Consider the following 25,422-nt stretch of genomic DNA (forward strand, 5'->3'; position numbering starts at 1 on the left):
GACGGCGCCATCGGCGCATCGAATCCGCATAGCGTGGACCCCATGTCCGGATAGCGCTCCCGCATTGCTGCAGACAGTCCTGCGGGTGTTTCCCACAGGCCCACCAGGCTTTTCGTGCCTGAAAAACCCAGTTCGGCGGGTTTCGCCTCCCCACGGGGTCAAAGCCTGCCGGCTCGCCCGCGGCTCTTCGTGCCCGCGCCTCTATCAAGTGGTAAAGACCCTACCACGTTGCACTTTACCAAACAAGAGTATTCGTATATAACGTTTAAAAAATGCAGGGATATGCTGGAAACAAGGGCGTCATAATTCTGCATCAAAATAGTGTGTGAATGGATATGCCCCATGAAAGGATCCTTTATGACCGAGCTCCAAGAACTTCGTCGCTATCGTCGCGACCTGCATCGCATTCCGGAGCTCGATTTCGATCTTCCTCAAACCATAGCCTATATCGAGGGCGTGCTCGCCTCGCTTGCCTGTGAAGTGACCCATCCCTGTCCCAGCTGTGTTTGTGCTTTCTTCGACGCTGGCACAGGCGCCGCGCATGCCACGGCGATTCGCGCCGATATGGACGCGCTGCCCATCGCGGAGGCGACGGGAGCGGCCTTTGCCTCGACGCATCCCGGCAAGATGCATGCTTGCGGCCACGATGGACACATGGCCATGGCGCTTGCCGCCGCGACGTATGTCGACCGTACGATTCGCGAACAGCCGGGCGCCATTAGGCGCAATGTTCTCTTTGTGTTCCAGCCGGCCGAGGAAACGACCGGTGGTGCCAAGACGGTATGCGAGAGTGGTGTATTCGAGCGCTATGGGGCCGACCGCATTTTTGGCTTCCATGTGTGGCCCGATCTGCCTGCCGGCACGTTGGCGAGTTGTTCCGGTCCGCTGCTGGCGCGTTCGAGCGAGACGCATATCCATATTCACGGTACGAGCATCCACATCGCTAAGACCTATGGTGTGCCGGTTGGGGAGTCGCACGATGCCGCGTTGGCGGCAGCAAAGTTTTTGGTTGCCGAGCGCGAGCTGATGGACGAGCTGGGCACCGACGAGCCCTGTATCGGTAAGTTTGGTCTGCTGCAGGCCGGTACGGTTTGTAACGCGGTAGCGGGGGAGGCCCATGTGGCCGGAAGCCTGCGTGTGTTTACGGACGACATGTTCGACCGGGCGCGCGAAGGCGTGCGTCGTGTGCTGGACGATGCCTGTGCCGCAACGGGCTGCACGTACGATCTCGACTTTGCCGAGGGCTATCCGCCGGTCGACAACGACCCCGAGTTGTTTGCTCGAATCGCGCCTGCTCTGCCCGACTTACAGCTCGTGGACGAGCCGCTGCTGATTGCCGAGGACTTTGCCTTCTATCAGCGCCATCTGCCGGGCGTGTTTTTCCTGCTGGGCACGGGCGCGCCTGCCGGCCAAGATAACCCGAGCGATTCGGATGGCTGTCCCGCCTATGCCACGAGCGCCCTTCACACTGATACCATGCTCTTTGACGAGGAAATCCTGCTCAAAGGCCTCGATGTCTACAAACGATTACTTTCGCTTGACTAAGGCGTGAAGGACTATTTGTTCTAGAAAACACGAACAAACGTACGATATAATAGAGATATAAGTCTATAGAAACGTTTGACGTTACTAACGTAAGGCGATACTATGATTGCATCGTATAAAGATGAGGATACCGAACGCTTTGCCATGGGTGTGCGGGTCAGGAGGTTCGTGCCCTTTGAGCGCGTTGCGCTGAGGAAGATTCGCCAACTGCAGGTTTGTGCTTCGCTTGATGATCTTCGCGTTCCGCCGGGCAACCGCCTGGAAGCTTTGAAGGGCGATCGTGCCGGTCAATATAGCATCCGTGTTAACGAGCGCTATCGGGTCTGTTTTGAGTGGAGACAGGAGATGGCTTGGAATGTCGAAATCGTCGATTATCACAAGTGATGAGACCTCGTCCGATTTGCTGTCGCCAGTGACTCCTGGTGAGCTTCTCAAAGAGGAGTTTCTTGTTCCCATGGGCATTTCTCAATATCGCCTTGCGAAAGAGACCGGGATTCCGGCTCAGCGTATCGGGCAGATTGTCTTGGGAAAACGTCGCGTGACGGCCGACACCGACCTCCGTCTTTGCCGTTATTTTGGCCTGACGGATGGTTATTGGCTGCGCGCTCAGGTGGCGTTTGACCTTGAGGCCGAGAAAAGGCGGATCGAACCGGAACTCGATAAGATCGTTCCTGTTCAGCAGGCCATTGCGCTGTAGTGCTCAGAGATGATGGGGGTGGCGTGACGATGGAACGACGCCGACAGTCTGCCGTATATAGTCCGGGTGGATGCGGATGCGGTTTGCTGCTGCTTCCGGTCATCGCTGTGAGCATTGGCGTGATGTTTGTGTTTGCTGGGCTGGCTGCGGCGGCACTCGTACTGTTTATCACTGCCATCGGCGTGACGATTTGGCTCTGCCGCAATCGCGGGCAACGCCGTGCCGACGGTAAAACCAATGTCGGCTGGGTCGTATTCCTGATCATTGCGTACCCGCTGAGTGTCAGCTACCTGGTGTTCTTTGCCCTGTTGATGATCAGTGCCTTTACCGGGAAATCCGTCACGGTGGGTTGATGCGCTGCCAGCAGACGGTCACGCAAAGTGCGTTTGCTCGGCGTCTGGATAGCTGCATTGGCCGTTTACCGCAACCTTAGCTCTCAGCTAATGAATTCAAATTCAATCCTTCCTACGATGTGCTGTGTGCCGGCACGGTAGCCGGATCGTAGGAAGGATGAATAATGGCAAAAGAGGGAAAGAAGCCGATCGGCAAGATTGTCCTAGGCGTCATCGTGGTGCTGGTTATCGTCGGTGCCGTGGGCTCTATGGGTGGCAATTCAACCGATTCGTCTGCGAGCGATTCGGCAAAACCTGCCGAGGCGACACAGCAGGCTGAGGAGCAAAAAGAATCGCAAGAACCGTATACCATTGCTGACGAGGCTGAAGACACCTCCAGTCAGTTTGCCTATAAGATCACGGGCACGCTGACCAATAACACGGACAAGGAAAAGAGCTACATTCAGATTGAGTATGTTCTGTATGATGCCGATGGCAACCAGGTTGGAACGGCTCTTGCAAACACCAATCATCTGAAGGCGGGCGGCTCCTGGAAGTTCGAGGCGCTGGGTACGGTGTCTCCCGACCAGGTTGCTAGCTGGGAGCGTTCGGACGTAAGCGGTTTCTAGCATGTTGCATGCACTTGGGGGAGGTGAAGTCGTATGCCCGATAAAAAGCTGACCGAGGAGCTGCTCAATGAGCTTCTCGATGCGCCGAACATCGATGGCTATATCAGGGAGCACGACTTTGCCGCCCCGTCGCTTTCGGACTACCTGAAGCAGCTGCTGCAGGAAAAGGGCTTGGAGCGCTCGCGCGTGGTTCGTATGGCCGATCTCAATGAGACCTTTGGCTATCAGATCTTTACCGGTGCGCGTCACCCGAGTCGCAATAAGGTGCTGCAGATTGCCTTTGCGATGGCGCTGACGCTCAAAGAGGCCAACCGTGCACTGGCGGCTGCCGGGGTAAGCGTCCTCAACTGCAAGGATCGCCGTGATGCGATTATCATCTTTTGCATCGATCGCGGGTGCAGCCTCCAAAAGGTCAACGAGGAGCTGTATCGCTTTGGCGAGGAGACGGTGAGTTAGCGGCTGATATCTGAGCCGGCGGAGCTGCCGAACAACGATGCAAGCGAACGGGGCGCGGATGCCATGGGGTGTCTGCGCCCTGCGCTATGATGGAGGCTATGGATACTCAGACCACAACATATTCCGATGACGAGCTGACCGCAGCGCTTGCCGAACATCTGGCGTCGCTCGATCGCGACGACAGCTATCGCGTGGAGCGTGTACTTAAGCGCTCGTCCGTTGAAACAACCGAGCTCGTGTACTTTGAAGGAACCGGCGGTGGTTCGCTCGGCCCCTTTGTCCGTAAACGCATCGATGCTTCGGCTCAAATCGGCGGGGCATACGAGCGTCTGTTTGCCGCCCAGCGGGCAGGCAGGCGTTTTGAGCACCTGCCCAGAATCGTCGATTGTCGTCGTGTGGGCGACGAGCTCAACGTGGTTATGGAATACATCGAAGGGGAGACGCTCGGGGTGCTGGTGGACCGTCTGGGAGCCACCCCCGATTATGCGCGTGAATTGTATCCTGCCCTATGCGATGCCGTGGGCGAGCTCCACGCCGGTTTTGCAATGGCGGGGGAGACGTCGGCGCCGGTGATCCATCGCGACCTCAAACCGTCGAATATCATCGTGACGGGTGCGAACTGTACGCTCGATGAGGGCCTGACGTTTTCGTCGCTGGTGATTATCGACTTGGGGATCGCGCGCGTATGGCGCGATGGCGCCGATGCCGACACCGTCAAGTTTGGCACGCGACCCTATGCGCCGCCCGAGCAGTATGGGTTTGGGCAGACGAGTGTGCGCAGCGACGTCTACGCACTTGGCGCCCTGTTGTTCTTCTGCTTGACGGGAGTCGACCCTAAACCAGGGCTCGACATGCGCGAGCAATGCGAGGCGCGTGGCATTCCCACTCCACTTGCCGATGCCGTCTGCATGTCGATGGCGCTCGACCCGGCCAAGCGTTTTGCGAGTGCGGAAGCGTTGGGACGGGCGACGCGCTCGGCATACGATCTGAGCCGCCCCGTGCGGCCTTCTACACCTGCGCCTGTCCGTACTCCGGCCTCGGAGACGGTGTTGACGCTCCAAGGGCTCCAGAACCCCGCAGGGCTTCCTAGGCCTGCCGCCTCCGCTGCATGCGGTCCGCTCTCTCGCGTTCCGGAGTCTCTGGGGCGCATTTGGAATACGCTCGTCTGCTTCTCGCTACTTGTGTTCTTTGCCGGAAGTCACTTTGCCGTCTTTCACCCCACGGGAGCAAACCAAAGCTACCCGACGTGGTTTCTCATAATCGAGTATTTTTTCTTTGTCGATGGCCTTATGGTGCTTATGCATTTTGCGCTGCTCGATAAGCGCCGTCTTCGTCGGCGATTCGCACTGCTCGACAGCTATCGCGGCAAGAAACTCGCGAAACTCTGGCTCAAGGCATTGGGTGTGCTGCTCCTATGCATGATCGTCATAGTCGCGATTGCCAATGCGACCGGCGTCGTCGATACCTCCGCTACCTAAAAGAAAAGGGCCCCATTGGGGCCCTTTGCAGTTGCGCTTAGATGCGGTTCATCTGAGCGGCGACTTTGTTGTACCAGTCCTGCCACGTGGGCGGGCAGTACTTTTTGGCCGCTGCCGGGGTAAGGGTGGAGCCGTAGTTGGCGCCCAGATAGGCAACGTGAGCGGAGATGCCCTCGCTCCAGCTGCCAAAGCTGCGCCAACCGCCGCCACGGGCACTCCAGCCCCAGGCGTTGTAAGAATTGGCGCAATAAGCACCCTTGGTGCTCTCGATGCAGGCGATGGCGGGGGACCAACGGGGGTCGACACCGGTATTCCAAGCGGCGACGGCAAAGTTATAGCCCTGGCCTGCCATGGGGGAGCCGGCGAGATAATTGTCGATGCGGCTCGTCCACTCATTAATGAACGAATCGTAATCGGAGCTACCGGTATTGGCGTTGTTCACCGTGGTGTCGATGGTGGTGTTGGTGTTGGTGGCCTGGCTGCTGGAATTGCTGCCGCTTACGCCCTCGCCCGAGAGCTTCTCGGCGGCAGCGGCCTTATCGGCCTCAAGCTTGGCAAGCTCGGCGGCATTTTCCTGCTCGGCTTTTGCCTGTGCCTCGCTGCGGAGCTGCTGGGCCTGAGCCAACGCATCCTCGGCGTTTTTCTGCTCTGCCTCAAGCTGAGACTTGGCCTGCTGGAGCTCAGCCTTGTTCTGCTCGAGTTCGGTTTGCATGTTATTGAGCTGTTCGATCTCGTCGACGCTCGAGCTCGTGATCTGGTTGGTGTATTTGCAGGTCGTGATGAACTCACCCAGGCTCTGCGCGTTGACCAGGAAGCTCACGATGGGGTTGGTGCCCTTCTGATACTTGTACAGATCGCGCATGGCGGAGCTTGCCTTGGCCTGCTGCTCGGGAAGCTTAGCCTCGATTTCCTCGATGCTTGCCTCATTGGAGTCAATCTGCTTTTGCAGGTCATCGAGTTTGGTGCGGGCGTCGTTGTAGGCGCTCGTGGCGGCTTCGATCTTCTGCTGGGCTGCGGAAAGCTGGTCCTGCGTTGCCTGCGAGGCGGCATACGCCGCAACGGGGGAGAGCATCGGCGTGGCCGTCAGCGCAACGGCGAGCGCGGCGCTCGTGATGATACGAGCCGGCTTCGACGCAATGAGCGCTGCGGCGCGATGATTCGAATGCTGCATCCAGTCCCTCTGCAATCAATCGTAGGTTATGGTTCGAACGGTATTCTACTACTGCTTTCGACCTCAACTTGAACCTTAAAGGTTCCAAAGGGTCAAGTTGAACTTGAGGCTTTGGCTTTGACCTGCAGTTATGATGAATTGTTGAGAAACCATAGAGTTCAACTTTAACGTTACGGGGGCCTGTTTAAGAGGAGTTTAGGGCTGTAAAAGCTATCTCAACAGGGGGTTTGCAGCTACAAGGCTTCATCGCGGTGAGTGCGGCCTTTATGCTGGACGATTACGTCGATTGCCATAGATACGGTGGAGCTTTGGGCGCCGGCGGCTTGGCACGCTAGAATAAATCAGTTGCGCAAAGACCGCCCCGTTGTGTGGGCAGTTCATGATAGGAAGTTTCCATGGCATTGCAGTTTACAGAGCGCGAGTTTATTCCCGTGCTGCTCGGTGGCGACATCAACGCCTATTCGGTGGCGCGCGCCTTCTATGAGGAGTACCAGGTCAAGAGTCTGGTCTTTGGCAAGTACCAGACGGGCCCCGCGTACCGCAGCCAGATTATCGACTACACGCCCAACGTGGATATCGATACCATGCCCGTGATGCTCAGGACCGTCAACGGCATCGCCCAAGCGCATGCCGATAAGACGATTGTCCTTGTGGGCTGTGGCGATAACTATGTTGCCCTCGTGGCTCAGGCCAAGGATGCCCATGAGTTGGCGGATAACATCGTCGCGCCTTACGCTCCCTATAGCATGCTTGAACAGTGTCAGAAGAAGGAGATCTTCTACGAGCTGTGCGAGAAGCATGGCGTGCCCTATCCACATACCTTTACCTTCACCATGGCGATGCTGAACGCCAAAGGCGAGGCACCTGCCGAAGTGCTCGACCAGATCGATTTTCCCTACCCGATGATTCTGAAGCCTTCTGACGGCATCATGTGGTGGCAGCACGAGTTCGAGGGCCAGAAAAAGGCCTATGAGATTGCCGACCGTGCCGAGCTGGAACAGGTCATTCGCGACTCGTATGCCAGCGGCTACACCGACGACCTGATCTTGCAGGATCGCGTGCCCGGCAACGACGAGTACATGCGCGTGCTCACCAGTTATTCCGACCGTAACGGCAAGGTGCGTATGATGTGCCTGGGTCACGTGCTGCTCGAGGAGCATCAGCCTCACGGTGTCGGCAACCACGCCTGCATCATCACCGAGCCCAATGACGAGCTTATGGATGGCGTGCGCAAGTTGCTCGAGGACCTTCACTTTGTGGGCTATTCCAACTTTGACGTTAAGTACGACGAGCGCGACGGCTCGTTTAAGTTCTTCGATTTCAACACGCGCCAAGGTCGCAGCAACTACTACGTTACCAACAGCGGCTTTAACGTCGCCAAGTATGTGGTGGACGAGTATGTGTTCAACCGTCCGTTTGAGCCGGAGTTTGTGACGGCACAGGACGAGGCACTGTGGATGGTCGTCCCCATGGGCGTCGTCGACAAGTACGTCAAGGATCCCGAGTTGCGCGCGAAGGTGCATCGCCTGGACAAGGAAGGCAAGGGCGCCGACCCTTCGTTTATGAAGGGCGACTTTGTCTTTAACCGCTGGCTGCGCATGTGGCACACCAAGCTGCGCCACTTTAAGCTGTTCAAGACGTATTACAAGTAGATGAGTGCGGCGCCCGTCCGGTTTACATCGGGCGGGCGCGGGTATGATACGCGCAATTGCGCAAGCGTCACCAAGGAGGCGGCGATGGAAAAGCTGGGAGTTATCGGCGGCATGGGCGCCGAGGCCACGTCGTATTACTACGACCAGGTGGTGCGCCATACGGCTGCTGCCTGCGATCAGGAACATATCGACATGGTGGTGCTCTCCAAGTCGACCATGCCCGACCGCACGCTTGCCATTAAGACCGGCGAGCATGCCAAGCTGCTGGCGACCATGAAAGAGTGTGCCCAGGCACTCGAGTCGCTGGGCTGTGCGCACATTGCCATTCCCTGCAACACGTCGCACTACTTCTACGACCAGATCCAGTCGTTTACGAAGGTGCCGATTATCCACATGCCGCGTGAGTCGGTGCGCTATGCCCTTGCGGGTGCGGTGATGGGGGAGTGCGAGTTCGACCCCAACCTGAGTATGCCGGCCGAGCCGGTGCACAAGATTGGCATTATGGGCACCGACGGAACCGTGGGCGCGGGCGTCTACGGCCGCGAATGCGAGGCTGCGGGTGTTGAGGTCGTCTATCCCAGCGAGAAACGTCAGAACGATGTGATGTCGCTTATCTACGATGATGTGAAGGCCGGATGTGAGCCCGATATGGATAAGTTCGACCGCGTGATGTGGGAGTTCGCCCGTAGCGGCTGCGACCGTGTCATTCTGGCCTGCACCGAGCTATCGGTGCTGCAGAAGTATCGAGAGATGCCCGAGATCACCCTCGATGCCATGGATGTCCTGGTGCGCGAATCCATCATCCGCAGCGGCGCTCCCTACCGCCTCTAGCTTCCGACCTGCCAAAAAAGGGACAGGTTAATTTTGGTAGGTTTTATCTGGTGAAACAGTAAAGGCCTCGGCTCGTTTGGTGCGAGCCGAGGCCTTTTGCGTTGGGTGGTTGCTGTCGGTGGTGAACTAGAACAGGAAGCCGATGGCGATGAGGGCGATGCTGACGATGAGCACGGCGATGTCCAGGCCCTTGATGGGGTAGCGCTTGTACGAGCTGGCGCGTGTACGCAGATAGAAGCCGCGCTGTTCTGCCGCCAAGGCTGTGGCATCGGTCTTGCCCACGCTCGAGATGAGCAGTGGCACGCACAGTGGCAGCATGAGCTTAAGCTTCTTGATGGGGTTCTTGGTGTCGTACTCGACGCCGCGTGCGGTCTGCGCTTCCATGATGGCGTTCATCTCCTGACCAAACACCGGCACAAAGCGTAGCGCCGTGGTAAAGGTGAAGGCATAGCGATACGGCACGTGCAGCACCTCGACGCAGGCGTTGGCAAGGTCGTTGAGCTTGGTCACCATGAGCATGAGGATGAGTGGTAACGCCACGCCCAGCAGGCGCAGGCAGGCCTTCGATCCCGTGATGAGGCCCGTGTCGGTGATAAAGCCCCACACCACGTTGCCATCGCGCATAAAGGCTAGCTGGAGCACCAGCATGATAAGCGCGAGCGGAATCAGCAACTTGAGCAACGAGAACAGACGGTCGACGACGCCGGCATAGGCACCCAGCGCAAGGGTGAGTGCCAAAAAGCCCAGCAGCGCCACGTAGGTGTCGGACAAGAAGATGCCGACGATGATGGCGGCGGCGAGGCCCAGTTTGACGATGGGGTTCAAACGATGCAGTAGCGTATCGCCCGGCATGTAGTCGATGACGTTAACCACGGTGGACCATCTCCTTGGTAATTCGAACGACATCGGTGACCTCGCTCACCTGCGCAAAAGCGGGCGAGACGGAAGGTGCCAGACGGCGCGAGAGTTCAATAACCTGGGGAGGCTCCACGTAGGCACGCCGCATGAGATCGATGTTCGAGAATAGCTCGTGCGTGCGGCCGCGGTCGAGGATGCGACCGTCGGCCATTACTACGATACGCTCGGCAAAGTCGGAAACGACTTCCATGTCGTGACAGACCATAATCACGGCGCAGCCGCGCTCGGCCATGGTGCGCACCGTTTCCATGACGGTCATGCACTCGCGGTAATCAAGGCCGCTCGTGGGCTCGTCGAGCACGACGATCTTGGGCTCAACAACTACGACGGAGGCAAGCGCCACCATTTGTCGCTGGCCGCGCGAAAGCGAGAAAGGTGCCTCATCGGCAGGCAGGCCAAAGCGGTCGATAACGAGTCGAGCGCGACGCAGAGCCTCGGCACGGTCGATGCCGGCAAGCTCCAGGCCAAAAGCGACCTCGTCGAGTACGGTATCCTTGCAGATCTGGCGGTCGGGGTTTTGGAAGAGGGTTGCGACTTCGCGGGCGATGCGGCTCGTGGGAACGGCTGCGGTGTCCAGCCCCGTAACGCGCACGCTGCCCGAGGCGGGCTTAAGCAGGCCTGTGAGCAGCTTGGTGAGCGTGGTCTTGCCGGCACCGTTCTGGCCGACGATGCCCACGAGCTCGCCGGGATAGAGGGTCAGGTTGAGGTCGTGTACGGCGGCGCCGCCATTGGGATAGGCAAACTCAACGTGATCGAAGGTGAGCACGGGCTCGGCGTCCTTGGCGTGCGGGCGCAACGACGGTGCATGCGGGGAGCCGGCGGGCGCCTGGGCTTCGCTGGCCGCGTGTGCGGGGTCGACGATGCCCGAAATCAGGCGCCCGGCCTCATCGACATCCAAGCAAGGGGTACCGCTTACCAGGCCATCGGCCTCGAGGCTATTGAAGATACGCGTGACGCGAGGGCAGTCGACGCCGATGGCACGGAGCTCGTCGGTATGCCCGAAAACCTCGTGTGGCTCGCCCTGCAGCGCGATTTCGCCATGGTTGAGCACGAGCACGCGGTTGCAGTACTCCGAGAGCAGGGCGACCTTTTGCTCAACGACGACGATGGTGATTCCAAGCGCGCGGTTTGCCTCACGTAGCGTCTCGAAGACCAACGTGGAGCTGGCGGGGTCGAGTGCCGCGGTGGGCTCATCGAGCACGAGCACGCGCGGTCGCATGGCGAGGATGGCGGCGATGGCTACCTTTTGCTTCTGTCCGCCCGAGAGCGTGGCGATCTCGCGGTCGCGCAGGTCGACGATACCCACGGTCTCGAGGGTTTCGGTGACGCGCTGCTCGATCTGGTCGTGGGGAACGTCAAAGTTCTCGAGGCCAAAGAGCATCTCGTCCTCGACGACCGAGGCGACCATCTGCGTGTCGATATCCTGCAGCACGCTGCCGACGATTTGCGACACGTCGGTGAGCGAGGCTTCGCAGGTGTCGTGGCCGTCAACCATGACGGACCCAAAGAACGTGCCGGTGTAGTGGTGGGGCACGGCACCCGACAGGCAAGCGGCAAGTGTGGACTTGCCGGCGCCCGAGGGCCCGATGATGCCGATGAAATCTCCCTTGTTCACGCTGAGCGAGATGTGGCTGAGCGCCTGCTCGGTCTGCGTGCCATAGGAGAACGAGACATCGTCGACGTTGATGATCGTTTCCATGGATACCTTTCATAGTCATTGGGGACGTTCTTACATGACTAGTCGTTTAAGAACGTCCCCAAAAGCTAGTCGTTTGGGACAGTCTTTGTTGGTGGAGTGCGGAGACGGCTTTACGAGGGGCCCCAGGTTGGCGCGAAAGAGGAGCGAAGCGTACTTGGGTACGCGAGCGACGAATGAACGCCAAGATGGGGTGGCTCATAAAGCCGAGCGGGTTAGTTGAGCTTCAGGGCCTTCTGAATGGGCAGATAGAGGGCGCCGACCAGAATGGCGTTAAAGACGGCGGTCATGGCGACGACGGGCAGCATAGCGGCGGCGAGCTCGCCGACCACGCCAAGCATGGCCATCTTGATAACCATGAAGATGACGCCGGAGACAAAGGTGGTCACGAAGGTAGCGACGATGGCGACGGCAGGCTTGACCTGACCGTTCTTGCCGGCGGCGTTGACGATGCCGGCCATGAGCATGGCGGCGATGCCCTCGGCGGCAAAATCGACGAACGGCGAAGTGGTGGTGATCTGGATCACGGCAGCCGAGATGAGGCCAATGACGAGCGCCTGGCCGATGTTGGGGCGAACGACCAGGATGGTGAGGCAGAAGGCCGAGATGATGAACTCGGGGCTGATCATGCCGCCCGAGATGCCCGAGATTGCCTTGCCGACGGTGAAGTTGAGGATGAAGCCGGCGGCGAGCAGGATGGCGAGCAGGACGAGGGCGCGGACATCGAGTTTGCCGCGGTCGGCGGTCTGGACGGTGCGGGGCTGGGCGGCGGTGTTCTGAGACATGGTGAAAATCCTTTCGGAATGGGAGTGCAAGAGAAAAGCGGAGGCGCGTGATGCGAATGCGATCGGGCTCGAGATAGAAAAAGGCCCCCGGTCGAAACCGGAGGCCTTCCAATCACCTAGAGCTAAAAAACAGGCGTGAGGGACTCACTGTCGACCGATCGTATTCGCATCACGCCACCACCAGTTGTTGAGAGAGTTCATCGTGTTCTTCATGTTGGTGGCTCCTTTCGTGATGCCGTGGCGCGGTCGCACCTAGTTGCTGTTGCGCTGCACTATAGCACAGCGAAGTGTGTGCGGGGAAATCTTTTTTAAAAAGATTTCAGGCGGGTTTCCCGCCGGTCAAAAGAGCGGGCTAAGCGGGCGAGGCTGCCATTGCTGCCTTGCCCGCTCAGCTAGGACGTTACTCCTTGTTGCGACGGTAGAGGAAGTAACCACCGGCGGAGATGACGGCAACGCCAGCGATGGCGAATGCAGCCACCATGCGGCCATCAAAACGATCACCGGTGGTGGGCAGGCCGCCCTTGGTGTTCGTCTTGTTGGTGGTTACTGTGGTTGTGGTGTCCGACTTGCCAGGCTTCTCAGGCTTGGTGGTGGGCTGCTCGGGCTTAGCGGGCTGCTCGGGGGTGCCGGGCTGCTCGGGGGTGCCGGGCTGCTCGGGGGTGCCGGGCTGATCCGGGGTGACCGGATCGGTGGCAAGAGCATCCTTGGCGTAAGTGATGGACACCTTGAGGCCGTTGGTCTCGGTGTTCAGGTCGCTCGGGGTGAAGGGCTCGTCAAAGTTTCCGGCCTTCTGATAGGCGCGCATCTCCTGGAGCAGGGCCTTGCACTTGACGTAGGTGTTCTCGGTGGCAGCCTTGCCGGCCTTGTTGGCCAGAGCGGTGCGGCCCTCGGTGGTCGTCTCGGCCAGCATGGCGGCGTCGACTTCCTTGTTCTGTTCGATGAGCTCGTTCTGGAGTGCATCGAGGTAGGAGCGGACGCTGATACCAAGGGTATCGGGATTCTCAAAGCAGAGGGAGCTGATGTCCATGAGGACGTAGTTGATGGAGTTCTCGGGCTCCTCGTTGTTCACGATGTCCGTCTCTTTGCAGTGGTCGAAGGAGACGGTCTGGTCGCTGAAATACGGGCTAACCTCGGTAATCAGCGCGGAGTAGAAGGGGATGGCGACGGAGTACGCGGCGCGGGAGAGCATTTCCCACTGGATTGTTGCAACCTGGGGATCAAGACCGTTGCGAACCTGGAAGACGTGAATCTCGGTGTTGCGCTCGGTGCCGATGGCATAGGCACCGTCAGTGTTGGCGTTAAGGCCCGGGGTATTCTCGCCACGGTTACCGAGAGAGCGAATCATCTCAAAGGTAGTCCAGTCTTTCTTTCCGGGCTGGAAGAACAGCGGCTGCATCTCGTGGACCAAGGCGCCGGTCGTGGCGCGAGCCTCTTCGCGCTCGTCCTTGACGATCTCGTAGTCGGTGCCCTCCTGGAGCTCGTTGCCAAAGTAGTTACGGCCCTGGACGTAGCGGGTCCACTGGTGAATACCGGAATTCTGAATGGTCTCGCCATAGGTTGCGGCGACGTCGAACTTGCCGTCGGTGTACTCGGCAAAGCCCTTCTCCTTAGGCATGGACTCGATGCCCTCGGAGTGCAGGCAGTTCTCGGGGTCGTTGAGGTCGACATCGTAGTTGAGGTTGCCGATGTTGGGGTTGATCGAGGCGACGTCGTCGGCGAGCTTCATGCCGATCCACTGGTGACCGGAAAGCGCGGCAAATAGCCAGGTCTCGTTGTTGTCGGCGATGATGATCTGGTCGTTGGAGCAGACGCCCTGCTCGTCAATCAGGCTGCCGAGGAGCTCGACGCCCTCGCGGGCCGTGGCGCTCTCGCCCAGGATGACGCTGGCGTAGTTGTACTCGCCGATGCCGGTTTTAGTCAGGGGGTCTGCTGTCTCGGCATCTGCATTCATACTGGTGCTTAGCGTGGCGGAGCAGGATACGCCCTTCTCGTTGATGCCTGCTTCAGAGTAGGCATCCCAGCGGTTGTCCCACTGGGAGGGATGGTCGCGTACATAGGTGTAGCGATACGTGGTCTTGGTCGAGGTGTACATGAACGAAGACTCGTCCGAGCTGTACGTATGTCCCGGGCCGTGAGAGGGCTCAATGCCAAAGTGCTTAAGATAGCGCGGGCCATAGTCCTCGGAACGGCCGTAGTACGTGTTGCCGTCGGCCGTAAGGTTTTTGCCCATGTAGACCTGCGTGCAAGCGAGTGCAGAGGTCGGCATGGACATGATGGTTGCAGCTCCAAATGCAAGGCCTATGCCAAGCTTCTTGAGCGCGTTGACGGGGCGAGTTTTCCTCATTTTCCCTCCCAGCGTGCGAAAGCCCTCTGTCGCCAGAGGGCTTCAGCCAATAAAGACACCTCATTAGCGTAACGAACTGGAAACAATATTCATCTATGAAAGAAACTTACTCGATAAGCGTGATGAAATATGCGATGAGCGGTTAATCGTACTCAGTTTGCAGCTTTACTTTAATAAAGACGCCCTGTAATTACTGTAGCCGAATAAAGTAGCTGGGAATGCCCGAAATGAAAATCCCCCGCTGTTTGACGAATGCATAAACAGCGGGAGAGGCGATAACTGGATGAATATCATACCAATGTGGATTTACTTCTTTCGGCGGTGAATCACGTTGATGGCGTAACCGACGAGCATGGCCAAGACGATGACAATAAAGCCGATCAGGGGATTGTCGTTCATGGGGTCCTCCTATTTTCCGAGCGGTGAGAATTCGTCGACGATGAGGTCGAGGCATTGCGGAAGCGCGCGGGCTCCAAAGACGCCCGAATTGCTGGAGATAATCTCGCCATCGAACTGCATGCCCAGCGACGGGGTGCAGGTGATCTTGGCTTCCTTGGTCTGGATGATCTTGAACTGCGGGCGCCCGAGTACCTTGCCGGCGGGGTCAAGCGCAGCGGTGATCACAGTAGGCAGCAGCTGCACGGTGCGCACGGGTTCTATGACCGCAATGTCGACCATGCCATCGTTCATGCGGCAGTCGGGGAACAGGTTGATGTCGTTTTGGATGACCGAGGTGTTGCCGGCCATGCAGCAGATGCCGTCGAGCTCCTCGACAATGCCGTCATGCTCAATCGTAAAGTGCGCCACCGTGGGGTTGGGCGTGGCGAGCGCAGAGAGGAAGTAGGCGATCTCGCCGATGTCGTTTTTGGTGGGAGCGGCCTTCATCATGATCTCGGCGTCGAAGCCCGAGCCGGCGATGATGATAAAGCCGTGGCGCTTCTCGTTGCCGTCCTCGTCGAGCCAAAAGAGCTCGCCCATGTCGACTTTGACCGTGCGACCGGCACGGCAGGCCTTGGCGAGCGCCGCCGCCTCAGGGGCATTGCCGATGTTGTTGAAGAACAGGCAGGCCGTACCGGAGGGGAAGATGAGCGTGGGGACACCGCATCCGCGCATCTGATCGAGCACGTTGGAGACGGTGCCGTCGCCGCCCGAAACGACCACGCGATCAAACTCGCGCACGTCTGCCACGGCGTCCTCGGGCTCCATGCCATCGCCGATGAAGCGCATCACGACCTCGTCGCCGCCTTGCGCGAGGGCGTGCGTGAATGCGTAGATTTCATCTGAGCTGGGGCCCGATGCCGGGTTGTGGATGATAAGGCAGCGCATACTTACGTTCCCGTTCTGTGACTAACCGAGTATAGTTGTAAGGCAATGCCGATATCCTACCCGTGTTTTTCGGGCCTAACCTTATTCGATGGGTTGATATGTACATTTCCACACATCAGGCTCTACTCGACTTTTGCCAGCGCGCCCGTGAGTTTGACGCGATTGCCGTCGATACCGAGTTTTTGCGCGAGCGCACGTTCCATCCGCGCCTGTGTTTGGTTCAGATTGCCACCCCTGCCGAGAGCGTCGCGGTCGACCCTCTGGTGATCGACGACCTGTCGCCGCTGGCCGAGCTTATGGCCGACGAGAGCGTGACCAAAGTCTTCCACGCCTGCTCGCAGGATATGGAGGTTATGCTCCATACCGTGGGCGTGCTGCCGCGTCCCATTTTTGACACGCAGGTGGCCGCCGCCTTTTTGGGCGAGCGCCAGCAGATTTCCTACGGCGCGCTCGTTCAGACGTTTTGCGGCGTCTCATTGCCCAAGACCGAGTCGCTGACCGACTGGTCGCGCCGCCCGCTGACCGATAAACAGATCGAGTACGCGATCGATGACGTCAAGTACCTGATCGTTGCCTATACCGAGATGATGAGCCGCCTGCGCGAGCTGGGCCGTGTGGACTGGGTGCTCGACGAGCTGCGCCCGCTGGCTGATGAGTCGCACTATCGCGCCGATCGCCACGAGGCGTTCCGCAAGGTCAAACGCATCAATTCGTGCAGCCGTCACCAGTTGGGCATCGCGCGCGAGCTCGCCGCCTGGCGCGAGGACCGCGCCGAGCGCCGTAACATCCCACGCAAGTGGGTCATGTCCGACGACACGCTGCTTGCGCTCGTTAAGCGCAATCCCGTGCGCGTTGAGGAGTTCCGTAGCATTCGCGGTACCGATCAGTTGGGGGAGCGCGACGTGGACGGTGCGCTCATGGCCATCAAGCGCGGCGCGAGCTGCCCGCACGATCGCCTGCCGCTCATGGTGCGCGGGCATCGTCAGATCTCGCCGGAGCTGGAGAGCGTGACGGACCTGATGTATGCGCTCATCCGCCTGGTTGCCGAACGCTCGGGAGTGGCGACCTCGGTTATTGCCTCGCGCGATGACCTGGCCGACTACATTGAGCATCCCGAGCAGAGCCCCCTGCGTGAAGGCTGGCGTTTTGAGCTTGTGGGCTCGCGTCTGGACGATCTGCTTTCCGGCAATATGGGACTCACCGTGAAGGACGGAAAGATTGAGTTGTTATAGGTATATAGTTACGCGGTTTTACCAAACCGCGTAACAGCTCGACGCTGCAAACGGCCGAGAGCGGCAATCTGACGTTCAATCGTCGCTCGCGTACCAAAGTACGCGTCGCTTCTCTTTCACGTCACCTTGCTCGCTCTCGGCCGTTTTCGCTGACATTGCCAAAACATCGATGTTGATTTGCCTGCTGGGCGAGTGGGTAGAATGCCTCCAACGTGTAACTCGATTCGGAGGAATTCGTATGCCCTACTACTATGGATACGGCTTTGGCATCGACCCGCTGTACCTGCTGGTTGTGCTTGTCTGCACGGTGCTTGGCCTTGCCGCACAGAACTATATCAATTCGACGTACAAGACGTGGTCCAAGGTTCGCTCGGACGGCGACACGGGCGCTGCGGTCGCGCGCCGCATGCTCGACGCCAACGGCTGCAATGCCGTGGGTATCAAGGGCGTCGCTGGTGAGCTTACCGACCACTACAACCCGCAGGACAACAATCTGTATCTGTCGGATTCCAACCGTTCGGGCGGCTCGGTCGCAAGCGTTGCTGTCGCTTGTCACGAGGCAGGCCATGCCGCTCAGCGTCAAAGCGGCTATACCATGATGAAGGTACGCACCGCCCTCGTGCCGGTCGTCAACTTTACCCAGAACACTTGGACCATCGTGCTGCTCATGGGCCTGTTTATGAACATCGCGGGACTCACGACCCTCGCGCTGATCTTCTTCTCGTTTAGCGTGCTGTTCCAGTTCGTTACGCTGCCGGTCGAGATTGACGCCAGTCGGCGCGCCGTGGCGTATATTGAGCAGTCGGGTATGAGCTCCAAGCAGGTCAACGGTGCCAAGAAGGTCTTGACGGCAGCCGCGCTTACCTACGTGGCGGCGGCACTCACCTCGATTATTCAGCTGCTCTATCTTATGGCTCGCTACAACAGAAACTCCAACCGATAACAAATTGGGTCGCTGGGCGCCGCGGGGATTTGTGTCCCCGCGGCGCTGTACTATGTGTTGGACTTGAATTTGCGCAGGGCCAGAGCCTTTGTGCACGATAACGAAAGGAGGTTGCGTGGCAGGTTGGAATCTAACCGGCAATAGCGTTTCCGCCGAGTTCGACGGTTCGGACGAGCAGGAGCGTAAAGAGCTCAGCGTGAGCCAGGCGGTAGAGATCGCCGCCGGTGCGCTCGATGCTATTCCGCAACTGATCGTCCTGGGCGAGGTCACGGGTTTCCGTGGTCCCAATGCCCGAAGTGGCCACTGCTACTTCCAGATTAAAGACGACTCGGCCGCCGTCGACTGCATCATCTGGAAGGGCGCCTATCTCAAGCGTACCTTCGATCTGCGTGACGGCATGCAGGTGAGCTTTAAGGGCAGCTTCAATCTCTATAAGGCCACGGGCCGCATGAGCTTTGTCGCTCGCTCGTTTTCGCTGGCGGGGGAGGGTCTGCTGCGTCAACAGGTGGCGCAGTTGGCCGAAAAGCTACGCCGCGAGGGCCTGATGGACGAGTCCCGCAAACGCCGCATTCCGGTGTTTTGCTCACGCGTGGCGGCCGTCACCTCGCTTTCCGGTGCGGTAATCGACGACGTCAAGCGTACGCTGCGCCGTCGCAACCCGCTCGTCGAGCTTGTTTGCGTGGGCGCCAAGGTCCAAGGCGAGGGTGCGCCGGCCGAGCTCATTGAGGGCTTGCGCCGCGCCGCTTCCATTACGCCGGCGCCCGACTGTATTTTGCTGGTGCGCGGCGGCGGCTCCTTTGAGGACCTCATGACCTTTAATGACGAGGAGCTTGCCCGCGCGGTGGCGGCTTGTCCTGTGCCCGTGGTGACCGGCATTGGCCATGAGCCCGATACCTCGATTTGCGACATGGTGAGCGACCGACGCGCCTCCACGCCCACGGCGGCGGCAGAATCGGTGGCGCCGGCTATGACGGAGTTGGCCGATGTGCTCGAGGCGCGCCATCAGCGTCTGGGTGCCGCGATGGCATCGATGATTGGGTCGGCCCAGGTCGACCTGGAGATGCTCGATCAGCGCGGTCGCCGTGCCTGGGATACCTATACGGCTCGCTTGGGTGATGCGCTCGATGCCGCTGCGTGTCGCCCGTGCCTCAACGACCCCACATTTATGGTCGAGCGTCGCGAATCGGAGCTTGCACTGACTGCCGATCGCCTGTCGGGCGCCATAGTACGCTCAGTCGGGGTCTTCCGCTCCAACTTCGAGCGTCTGCCCGAGCGTCTGGTTGCAAGCACCTCAGGGCTCGACGGCAAACGCCATGCGCTCACGCTTACGAGTTCCCGTCTGGAGCATCAGGGGCGCACGATGCTCAGCAAACCAGCGTCCGACCTGGGCCGTGCAGCGGCTTCGCTCGATGCCCTGTCGCCGCTTAAGGTACTTGCCCGCGGCTATTCCATCGCGTACAGCGACGATGGTGTGGCTATAAGTGCCCAGACCTTTAAGCCGGGCGACGCCATCCGCGTGCGCATGGCGGACGGTAACGTGTCGGCAACCGTCAACGCGGTCGAGTAGACCGCGTTTCGCAGTGATAGACCCTTAGGAAAGGAAACAGATATGGCAGAGAAGACCCCGGTAGAGCAGCTTACGTACAAGCAGGCCTCGCAGGAGCTGGAGCTCATCATCCGCAGCCTGGAGTCGGGCGATATGGAGCTCGAGGAGTCGCTCGAGAGCTACACCCGCGGCGTCGAGCTCCTCAAGAGCCTGCGCACCCGCCTGTCCGATGCCGAGCAGAAGGTCTCGGTGCTCCTTAAGGACGTCGACGGCAACGACGTGCTCGCCGACGGCGAAGCCGCCAACACGGACGACAACCTCTCGTTCTAAGCATCTCGACCAAATATAATTACCTTGGTCTGTGAGAAAGGAACCAGCTATGTGTGATTGCATCTTCTGTAAAATTGCCAACCACGAGATCCCCTCGACCGTTGTCTATGAGGACGACCAGGTCATCGCCTTCGATGACCTCAACCCCCAGGCGCCGGTCCACACGCTCGTGATCCCCAAGAAGCACTACAGCGACATCGCCGACAACGTGCCTGCCGAGACCATGGGCGCCATGGCTCACGCCATCCAAGAGGTCGCCAAGGCCAAGGGTTTGGAGGACGGTTTCCGCGTCATCTCCAACAAGGGCGTCAACGCCGGCCAGACCGTCATGCACTTCCACATGCACGTCCTCGGCGGCAAAAACCTGGGCGAGAACCTCATCTGAGGGCGCTTGGTCCGTCGACTTGGCTGCCTTTGGAGTAATCTATGCAGCTTTCTCAACTCGAATACCTTCAAGCGGTGGCGAACTATGGCGGCGTGCGCAAAGCAGCTCGCGCCGTTCATGTGAGTCCGCAGGCCGTTTCGTCGGCAATCAAAAAGTTGGAATCTGAGTATCAGATTGTTTTGCTTGACCGATCGGCGGGGGAGGCTGTTTTGTCTCCGGCGGGCAGAGAATTTGCGCGTCGTGCACGCGTGATCCTGGCACAAGTCGACGATCTCAAAAAGTACGCTCAATCGAGGGGCGACGGCGTTTCGCCCGATGGCCACTTTCGTCTTTACGCCCCCTGCCTTCATGGGCGGGGGCGCCTTTTTGCCGAAAGCTGGTATGACTCGTTTGAACGCTCGCACCCTCAGATTCACCTTGATGTGTGGCATCAGCCAACGGCTACATGCTTTGAATCACTTGTGCTTGGCATTTCGGATGCGGCTATCTCATTCGAGGAACCACGGGACAGCGTCCTTTCTTCAAAATATTTGGGTGAAAAGGAGCTCAAGGTTCTTTCATGCCCAGCGGGTCATCAATCTGTGGGCGCCATGACCATTCGCGAGTTACTGGGCGGCAGGCTCGCTGTTCCCATTAATTTGTCACCCTGTCTCAATGCAATCAATCAATGTCCCGAAGCCCAGCTCGTCAATTTTCGCTTCCGTGATGTTGAATACGGAAGCAGGGCTCAGACTGAGTTTCTTCAAGCCGGGGGATTGATATTGAGTTTGTCTGGGTCCTCTCTCGCATCGGATGGGTCAGAAGTGAGTGAGTGCTCCATTGAAGGTTCGCGTGATGTAACCTTGCCCATCTACTTTTGCTATCGGCAAAATTCCTGGACTGATCGACACCAGACGGTTTTTCTGCACCTATTGCGTCATCTTGCTTCGTGAGATTAATTGGCTTCGAGGCATCAAGTGATTATTGACGCCTTGTAACACATAGCTGACAGCTTTGCCCTCATGCTTTTCCAAGATTCCGATTTAGATTGCTGACTCTTGGAGGGCGGAGCATGAAAAACCGTACGGTTTTGCTTTATATGACGTTCGTTTTTCTGTCGAACTTCAGCACCATCTTGTATTTTCTAACTGTCTACCTTGAGTTCGTCGGACTTTCGATGGTATCGATTTCTAGCATGATGATTGCATATCAAGTGAGCAAGTTCATCCTTGAAGTTCCCACTGGCTATATTGCTGATAGGTTTGGACGAAAGACAAGCGGTCTCGTTGGCGTCGTGGGGATGCTTGGATACTACGCCGCCCTGCTTCTCGTCCGTTCTCCCCTGCTTTTAGTCGGTGCGTTCGCTCTCAAAGGTTTTGCCGTTGCGTGTGTGAGCGGATCCATCGAAGCGATTTACATTGACAGCGTCTCTCAGGACCAGCTCGTAAGACTTAATGTCGTTGAGCGATTTGTTTTCTATGCCTCTTGTGCCATCTCCGCTTGCGTGGGCGGTTTCATTTCGTCCGTCGGTGCATATCTCATTGGTCTTTCGGCAGATATCATCGCAATGGTGTTGACGTTGGTTGTCGTTGTCTGCATTCCTGAGATGCGAAGAGGGGGCATTGCGACGACACCTGAACATGGGATTAGCCCGAAGATGATCGGTGCCGCTATTGCGGGTAATGGCATTCTTCGTTCAGCGTTCATCATGGACTGTTCTCAGGCATTTGCTTTTGTCGCCCTGGAAGACTTTTTCTCACTGCTGCTTGCGGGTCGCGGAATGAATGCCGTCGCTTCGGGTGTCACCATTGCGGTCCAGCTCCTTGCCTCGGCCTCCATGGGACTTATTGTGCCCTGCGCGATTGCTCATGTCGACAAGGGCCGCTTTGCGCGTATTTGCGGCATCGTGCGCCTTTTCCTGACAGCTTTGTTTTTGATTCCCCTTACTCCGGCTAATTTGCTGCCCGTGTTCTATGTGCTGCAGACGGTTGCGTACTCGTTATTTGCTCCAATTAAATACTCAATTTTTCAAAAAGTAGCCGATTCTTCGATGCGCTGTTCACTGATTTCGGTTCAAAGCCAGATGGTGGCGGTGGGCGCCATCCTTTTCTATCTGTTCAATGCTGTGTTGAGCAGCATCGCGGGCATTCGAGTCATATTGCTTGTCGCACTCGGAACCTCTTCTTTGGTGTATATCCCCGCGCTCTTTCGTCTTACAAGCCAAAGGACATGAGTATTTGGGCACCGATAACTTATATATCAACGCAATAAACCCGAGCGCGAGGGCGTTTGGGTTTATTATTGAAGCGTATGTAACCTGGCGGCGCCACACCGCCTGTTAGTAGGGAGACACATGAACGTTCTGGTCGTCAACGCAGGATCTTCGACCCTTAAGTATCAGGTCATCGATACCAAGTCCCATAAGGTGTCCGCAAAGGGCTCCTGCGAGCGCGTCTGCTTTACCGGCGGCACTTTCACCCATGCTGCCAACGGCTCCAAGAAGGTGACCGAGAACATCGAGTTCCCCGACCACAAGGTCGCCATCGAGGTTGTCCTGAAGGACCTCGAGGCCAACGGCGTCAAGATTGAGGGTATCGGCCACCGTATCGTTCAGGGCGGTTGGTACTTTGGCGATTCCTCCCTCGTCGACGAGGATGTCCTCGCCAAGATCCGCGAGGTCGCTCCGCTCGCCCCGCTGCACAACAACCCCGAGGCCAACGTTATCGAGTACTGCCTGGAGCAGTATCCCGACCTGCCCAACGTCACGGTTTACGACACCGCTTTCCACTTCAACATGCCCGAGGTCGCCAAGACTTACGCCCTGCCCAAGGACGTCTGCGACAAGCTGCACATCCGTAAGTACGGCGCCCACGGCACCAGCTACCGCTACATCTCCAAGAAGGTCGCCGAGATGACCAACGGCGAGGCCCGCAAGGTCGTCGTGTGCCATATCGGCTCCGGCGCTTCCCTGTGCGCCATCGAGGACGGCAAGTGCATGGACACCACCATGGGCTTGACGCCGCTCGACGGCGTCATGATGGGCACCCGCTGCGGCTCCATCGACCCGGCTACCGTGTGCTACCTGCAGCGCGAGGGCGGCTACACCTTCGACGAGGTCGACGAGATGATGAACAAGAAGTCCGGCCTTTTGGCTGTGACCGGCGGCAAGACCAACGACTGCCGCAACGTCGAGGAGCTCGCCGCTGCCGGTGACCCCGAGGCCCAGCTCGCCTTCGATATGTTCGTCTACAAGATTGCCGCCAAGGCTGCCGAGATGGCCACCTCCATGTGCGGTATGGACACCCTGGTCTTCACTGCCGGCATCGGTGAGCACGCTCCTGCCGTCCGCGCCGGCGTGGCCGACCGCCTGGCCTTTATGGGCGTCAAGATGGATCATGCCCGCAACGCCCTGCGTGGTGACGGCGCATGGTGCCTGTCTGCCAAGGATTCCAAGGTCAAAATCTTTGTCATCCCCACGGACGAGGAGTTCATGATCGCTTCCGACGTCGAGCGCATCGTCAACGGCAAGTAATTGCAAGAGGGGAGGGGCTGGACGACCGAGCGCCGTTCAGCTCCTCTTTTGTACTCGTTGGGCGATATGCCTGATAGCTATTTATCAAGTTGTGATAACTTCTTATTAACATGCGGCCGCCTTAAGGGGTCTGCGCCGACCGTATCGCACTGCAAAGGAGTCTCATGAACGTACTTGTTGTCAACGCCGGCAGCTCGAGCCTTAAATATCAGCTTTTGGATACCGATACCCGCGAGGTTTTCGCCAAGGGCAACTGCGAGCGTATCGGCTCGGAGATGGGCATCTTTGGCCACTCCGAGAACGGTGGTGCCAAGCAGACCGAGGAGATTCCTTTTCCCGATCATCGCTGCGCCATTGCGCGCGTGCTCGAGGAGCTCGAGAAGACCGACTTTACGATCGATGGCATCGGCCACCGTATCGTTCAGGGTGGCTGGCACTTCGATGATTCCGCGGTCGTCGACGATGAGGTCATGGCTAAGATCCTCGAGGTTGCTCCGCTCGCCCCGCTGCACAATTACGGCGAGGCCGCGGCAATCGAATATTGCCGCGAGAAGTATCCGGAGCTGCCCAACGTGGCCGTCTTCGACACCTCGTTCCACATGACCATGCCCGAGGTCGCCTACACCTACGCGCTGCCCAAGGACGTGTGCGACAAGTACCACGTGCGCAAGTACGGTGCCCACGGCACGAGTCACCGCTATGAGTGGATGATGGCCAAGGAGATCCTGGGCTCGCGCTGCCACCGCCTGCTCTCGTGCCATTTGGGCAACGGCGCCTCGCTTGCCGCCATCGAGGACGGTGTATGCCGCGATACCACGATGGGCCTCACGCCGCTCGACGGCCTGATGATGGGCACCCGTTGTGGTTCCATTGACCCGGCTACCGTGTGCTACCTGCAGCGCGAGGGCGGCTACAGCTACCAGGAAGTCGATGACATGATGAACAAGCAGTCTGGTCTGCTTGCCATCTCGGGCATCTCCAACGACGCCCGTGACATCCGTACGCGCGCCTCCGAGGGCGACGAGCGTTGCCTGCTCGCCTTCGATATGTTCGCCTACAAGGCCATGCAGCAGGCCGGCTCCATGATCGCTTCCATGGCGGGCGTGGACACCATTACCTTTACCGCCGGCATTGGCGAGAACGACTGGTCGATCCGCAAGGCCTTCTGCGACTGCTTCGAGTGGCTGGGCGTGCGCATCGACAACAACAAGAACCGCGAGGCCGTGGGTAACGGCCCGCAGGTCATCAGCGCCGCCGGCTCTTCCGTCACGGTCATGGTCATCCCCACCGACGAGGAATACATGATCGCCCACGACGTCGAACGCCTGACCAAGAACAACTAACGCATTCGTCTGTAATTGAAAAAAGGCCTCCAGAGCAACAGCTCCGGAGGCCTTTTTACTAGCAGGCGGTAATTCCAGTCCCAAAGTGACCATCGCCGGCAACGCCTGCGCTTTCAGCAACGGCATCCATTCGTTCAGATCCTAAGCCCCAGCTCGTAGCCAAGCCGCCGCCCACTCCAGATTCCCTGACTGCTGCGTGACGGCAGGGACCCTGCAGGGCAAAGCTCTGAAAACATTCCGCACTGATATCTTCTGTATTGAAGACGTCGATG

The 25,422-nt window shown here is 58.6% G+C and carries 25 protein-coding genes and 1 riboswitch; of the genes, 18 read left to right on the forward strand and 7 right to left on the reverse strand.

Annotation, left to right across the window (positions count from 1 at the left end; translation table 11 throughout):
• Positions 1–43: 43 nt before the first annotated feature.
• Positions 44–212, reverse strand: a riboswitch (Lysine riboswitch).
• A gap of 145 nt (positions 213–357) precedes the next feature.
• The 7 genes from DWV20_RS04310 to DWV20_RS04340 all read left to right on the forward strand — a co-directional run bounded on the left by DWV20_RS04310 (position 358) and on the right by DWV20_RS04340 (position 5,137).
• Entirely contained in the window at positions 358–1,545 is a 1,188-nt protein-coding gene (locus DWV20_RS04310; protein WP_118256454.1) for an N-acetyldiaminopimelate deacetylase, read from the forward strand.
• Between the two features lie 102 nt (positions 1,546–1,647).
• Positions 1,648–1,929 carry a type II toxin-antitoxin system RelE/ParE family toxin gene (locus DWV20_RS04315; protein ID WP_006234335.1) on the forward strand — a complete coding sequence of 94 codons (282 nt, stop codon included), beginning with the start codon at positions 1,648–1,650 and terminating at the stop codon, positions 1,927–1,929.
• Positions 1,901–2,242, forward strand: a complete 342-nt coding sequence (locus tag DWV20_RS04320; RefSeq protein WP_022094130.1) for a HigA family addiction module antitoxin — start codon at positions 1,901–1,903, stop codon at positions 2,240–2,242. The genes DWV20_RS04315 and DWV20_RS04320 overlap by 29 nt, the downstream gene beginning before the upstream one ends.
• Before the next feature lie 29 nt (positions 2,243–2,271).
• The gene (locus DWV20_RS04325) at positions 2,272–2,595 is read left to right on the forward strand and encodes a hypothetical protein (RefSeq protein WP_158566312.1); all 324 of its coding nucleotides are present in this window, start codon (positions 2,272–2,274) and stop codon (positions 2,593–2,595) included.
• Positions 2,596–2,759: 164 nt separating this feature from the next.
• Complete coding sequence (locus DWV20_RS04330) at positions 2,760–3,203, forward strand: FxLYD domain-containing protein (protein ID WP_117637493.1); 444 nt, start codon at positions 2,760–2,762, stop codon at positions 3,201–3,203.
• Between the two features lie 33 nt (positions 3,204–3,236).
• Entirely contained in the window at positions 3,237–3,659 is a 423-nt protein-coding gene (locus tag DWV20_RS04335; protein ID WP_118256456.1) for an XRE family transcriptional regulator, read from the forward strand.
• Positions 3,660–3,757: 98 nt separating this feature from the next.
• Positions 3,758–5,137: a protein kinase gene (locus DWV20_RS04340; RefSeq protein WP_158566314.1), complete on the forward strand. Its 1,380-nt coding sequence runs from the start codon at positions 3,758–3,760 to the stop codon at positions 5,135–5,137.
• A gap of 37 nt (positions 5,138–5,174) precedes the next feature.
• On the opposite strand, the gene DWV20_RS04345 is transcribed toward DWV20_RS04340, so the two are convergent.
• Positions 5,175–6,308, reverse strand: coding sequence for a glucosaminidase domain-containing protein (locus DWV20_RS04345; RefSeq protein ID WP_099431497.1), 1,134 nt, complete (start codon positions 6,306–6,308; stop codon positions 5,175–5,177).
• A 395-nt stretch (positions 6,309–6,703) separates the two neighbouring features.
• Here DWV20_RS04345 and DWV20_RS04350 point away from each other — a divergent pair, with 395 nt between their 5' ends.
• Together DWV20_RS04350 and DWV20_RS04355 are read left to right on the forward strand one after the other, a co-directional pair.
• Positions 6,704–7,960 (forward strand): ATP-grasp domain-containing protein, encoded by a 1,257-nt coding sequence (locus tag DWV20_RS04350; RefSeq protein WP_117716582.1) that lies wholly within the window; start codon positions 6,704–6,706, stop codon positions 7,958–7,960.
• Between the two features lie 84 nt (positions 7,961–8,044).
• Positions 8,045–8,791, forward strand: a complete 747-nt coding sequence (locus DWV20_RS04355) for an aspartate/glutamate racemase family protein (protein WP_233539771.1) — start codon at positions 8,045–8,047, stop codon at positions 8,789–8,791.
• A gap of 126 nt (positions 8,792–8,917) precedes the next feature.
• Here DWV20_RS04355 and DWV20_RS04360 read toward each other — a convergent pair whose 3' ends face one another.
• The 5 genes from DWV20_RS04360 to DWV20_RS04380 form a co-directional block, all read right to left on the reverse strand.
• The gene (locus DWV20_RS04360) at positions 8,918–9,664 is read right to left on the reverse strand and encodes an energy-coupling factor transporter transmembrane protein EcfT (RefSeq protein WP_118256459.1); all 747 of its coding nucleotides are present in this window, start codon (positions 9,662–9,664) and stop codon (positions 8,918–8,920) included.
• The gene (locus tag DWV20_RS04365; RefSeq protein ID WP_118256460.1) at positions 9,657–11,408 is read right to left on the reverse strand and encodes an ABC transporter ATP-binding protein; all 1,752 of its coding nucleotides are present in this window, start codon (positions 11,406–11,408) and stop codon (positions 9,657–9,659) included. Before DWV20_RS04365 ends, DWV20_RS04360 begins: the two co-directional genes overlap by 8 nt.
• A 212-nt stretch (positions 11,409–11,620) precedes the next feature.
• On the reverse strand, positions 11,621–12,190 hold the full coding sequence (locus DWV20_RS04370) for a hypothetical protein (protein ID WP_117773926.1): 570 nt from the start codon (positions 12,188–12,190) through the stop codon (positions 11,621–11,623).
• A gap of 400 nt (positions 12,191–12,590) precedes the next feature.
• Complete coding sequence (locus DWV20_RS04375; protein WP_118256461.1) at positions 12,591–14,534, reverse strand: C69 family dipeptidase; 1,944 nt, start codon at positions 14,532–14,534, stop codon at positions 12,591–12,593.
• Between the two features lie 408 nt (positions 14,535–14,942).
• Entirely contained in the window at positions 14,943–15,860 is a 918-nt protein-coding gene (locus tag DWV20_RS04380; RefSeq protein ID WP_117790630.1) for a diacylglycerol kinase family protein, read from the reverse strand.
• Positions 15,861–15,958: 98 nt separating this feature from the next.
• On the opposite strand from DWV20_RS04380, the gene rnd reads away from it, so the two are divergent.
• From rnd to DWV20_RS04425, 9 genes are all read left to right on the forward strand, one after another.
• On the forward strand, positions 15,959–17,092 hold the full coding sequence (gene rnd, locus DWV20_RS04385; protein WP_006234315.1) for a ribonuclease D: 1,134 nt from the start codon (positions 15,959–15,961) through the stop codon (positions 17,090–17,092).
• Between the two features lie 238 nt (positions 17,093–17,330).
• A complete protein-coding gene (locus DWV20_RS04390) occupies positions 17,331–18,035 on the forward strand; it encodes a zinc metallopeptidase (RefSeq protein ID WP_117790628.1) in 705 nt (234 codons plus the stop codon).
• 115 nt (positions 18,036–18,150) lie between these two features.
• Positions 18,151–19,602: an exodeoxyribonuclease VII large subunit gene (gene xseA / locus DWV20_RS04395; protein WP_369831919.1), complete on the forward strand. Its 1,452-nt coding sequence runs from the start codon at positions 18,151–18,153 to the stop codon at positions 19,600–19,602.
• Between the two features lie 42 nt (positions 19,603–19,644).
• Entirely contained in the window at positions 19,645–19,911 is a 267-nt protein-coding gene (gene xseB, locus DWV20_RS04400; RefSeq protein ID WP_006234311.1) for an exodeoxyribonuclease VII small subunit, read from the forward strand.
• A gap of 49 nt (positions 19,912–19,960) precedes the next feature.
• A complete protein-coding gene (locus DWV20_RS04405; protein ID WP_035137921.1) occupies positions 19,961–20,296 on the forward strand; it encodes a histidine triad nucleotide-binding protein in 336 nt (111 codons plus the stop codon).
• Between the two features lie 41 nt (positions 20,297–20,337).
• Positions 20,338–21,228, forward strand: a complete 891-nt coding sequence (locus DWV20_RS04410; protein ID WP_117766169.1) for a LysR family transcriptional regulator — start codon at positions 20,338–20,340, stop codon at positions 21,226–21,228.
• 119 nt (positions 21,229–21,347) lie between these two features.
• Positions 21,348–22,508 carry an MFS transporter gene (locus tag DWV20_RS04415; protein ID WP_117766170.1) on the forward strand — a complete coding sequence of 387 codons (1,161 nt, stop codon included), beginning with the start codon at positions 21,348–21,350 and terminating at the stop codon, positions 22,506–22,508.
• A gap of 120 nt (positions 22,509–22,628) precedes the next feature.
• Positions 22,629–23,807 (forward strand): acetate/propionate family kinase, encoded by a 1,179-nt coding sequence (locus DWV20_RS04420; protein ID WP_006234305.1) that lies wholly within the window; start codon positions 22,629–22,631, stop codon positions 23,805–23,807.
• A gap of 164 nt (positions 23,808–23,971) precedes the next feature.
• A complete protein-coding gene (locus DWV20_RS04425) occupies positions 23,972–25,150 on the forward strand; it encodes an acetate/propionate family kinase (RefSeq protein ID WP_118256462.1) in 1,179 nt (392 codons plus the stop codon).
• A 58-nt stretch (positions 25,151–25,208) separates the two neighbouring features.
• Here DWV20_RS04425 and DWV20_RS10055 read toward each other — a convergent pair.
• Positions 25,209–25,422: hypothetical protein (locus DWV20_RS10055; protein ID WP_233539772.1), on the reverse strand; the 214-nt coding region annotated here is incomplete at its 5' end.

It is taken from the genome of Collinsella sp. AF02-46-1 (genome assembly GCF_003465825.1).
In the GTDB taxonomy this organism is placed as follows: domain Bacteria; phylum Actinomycetota; class Coriobacteriia; order Coriobacteriales; family Coriobacteriaceae; genus Collinsella.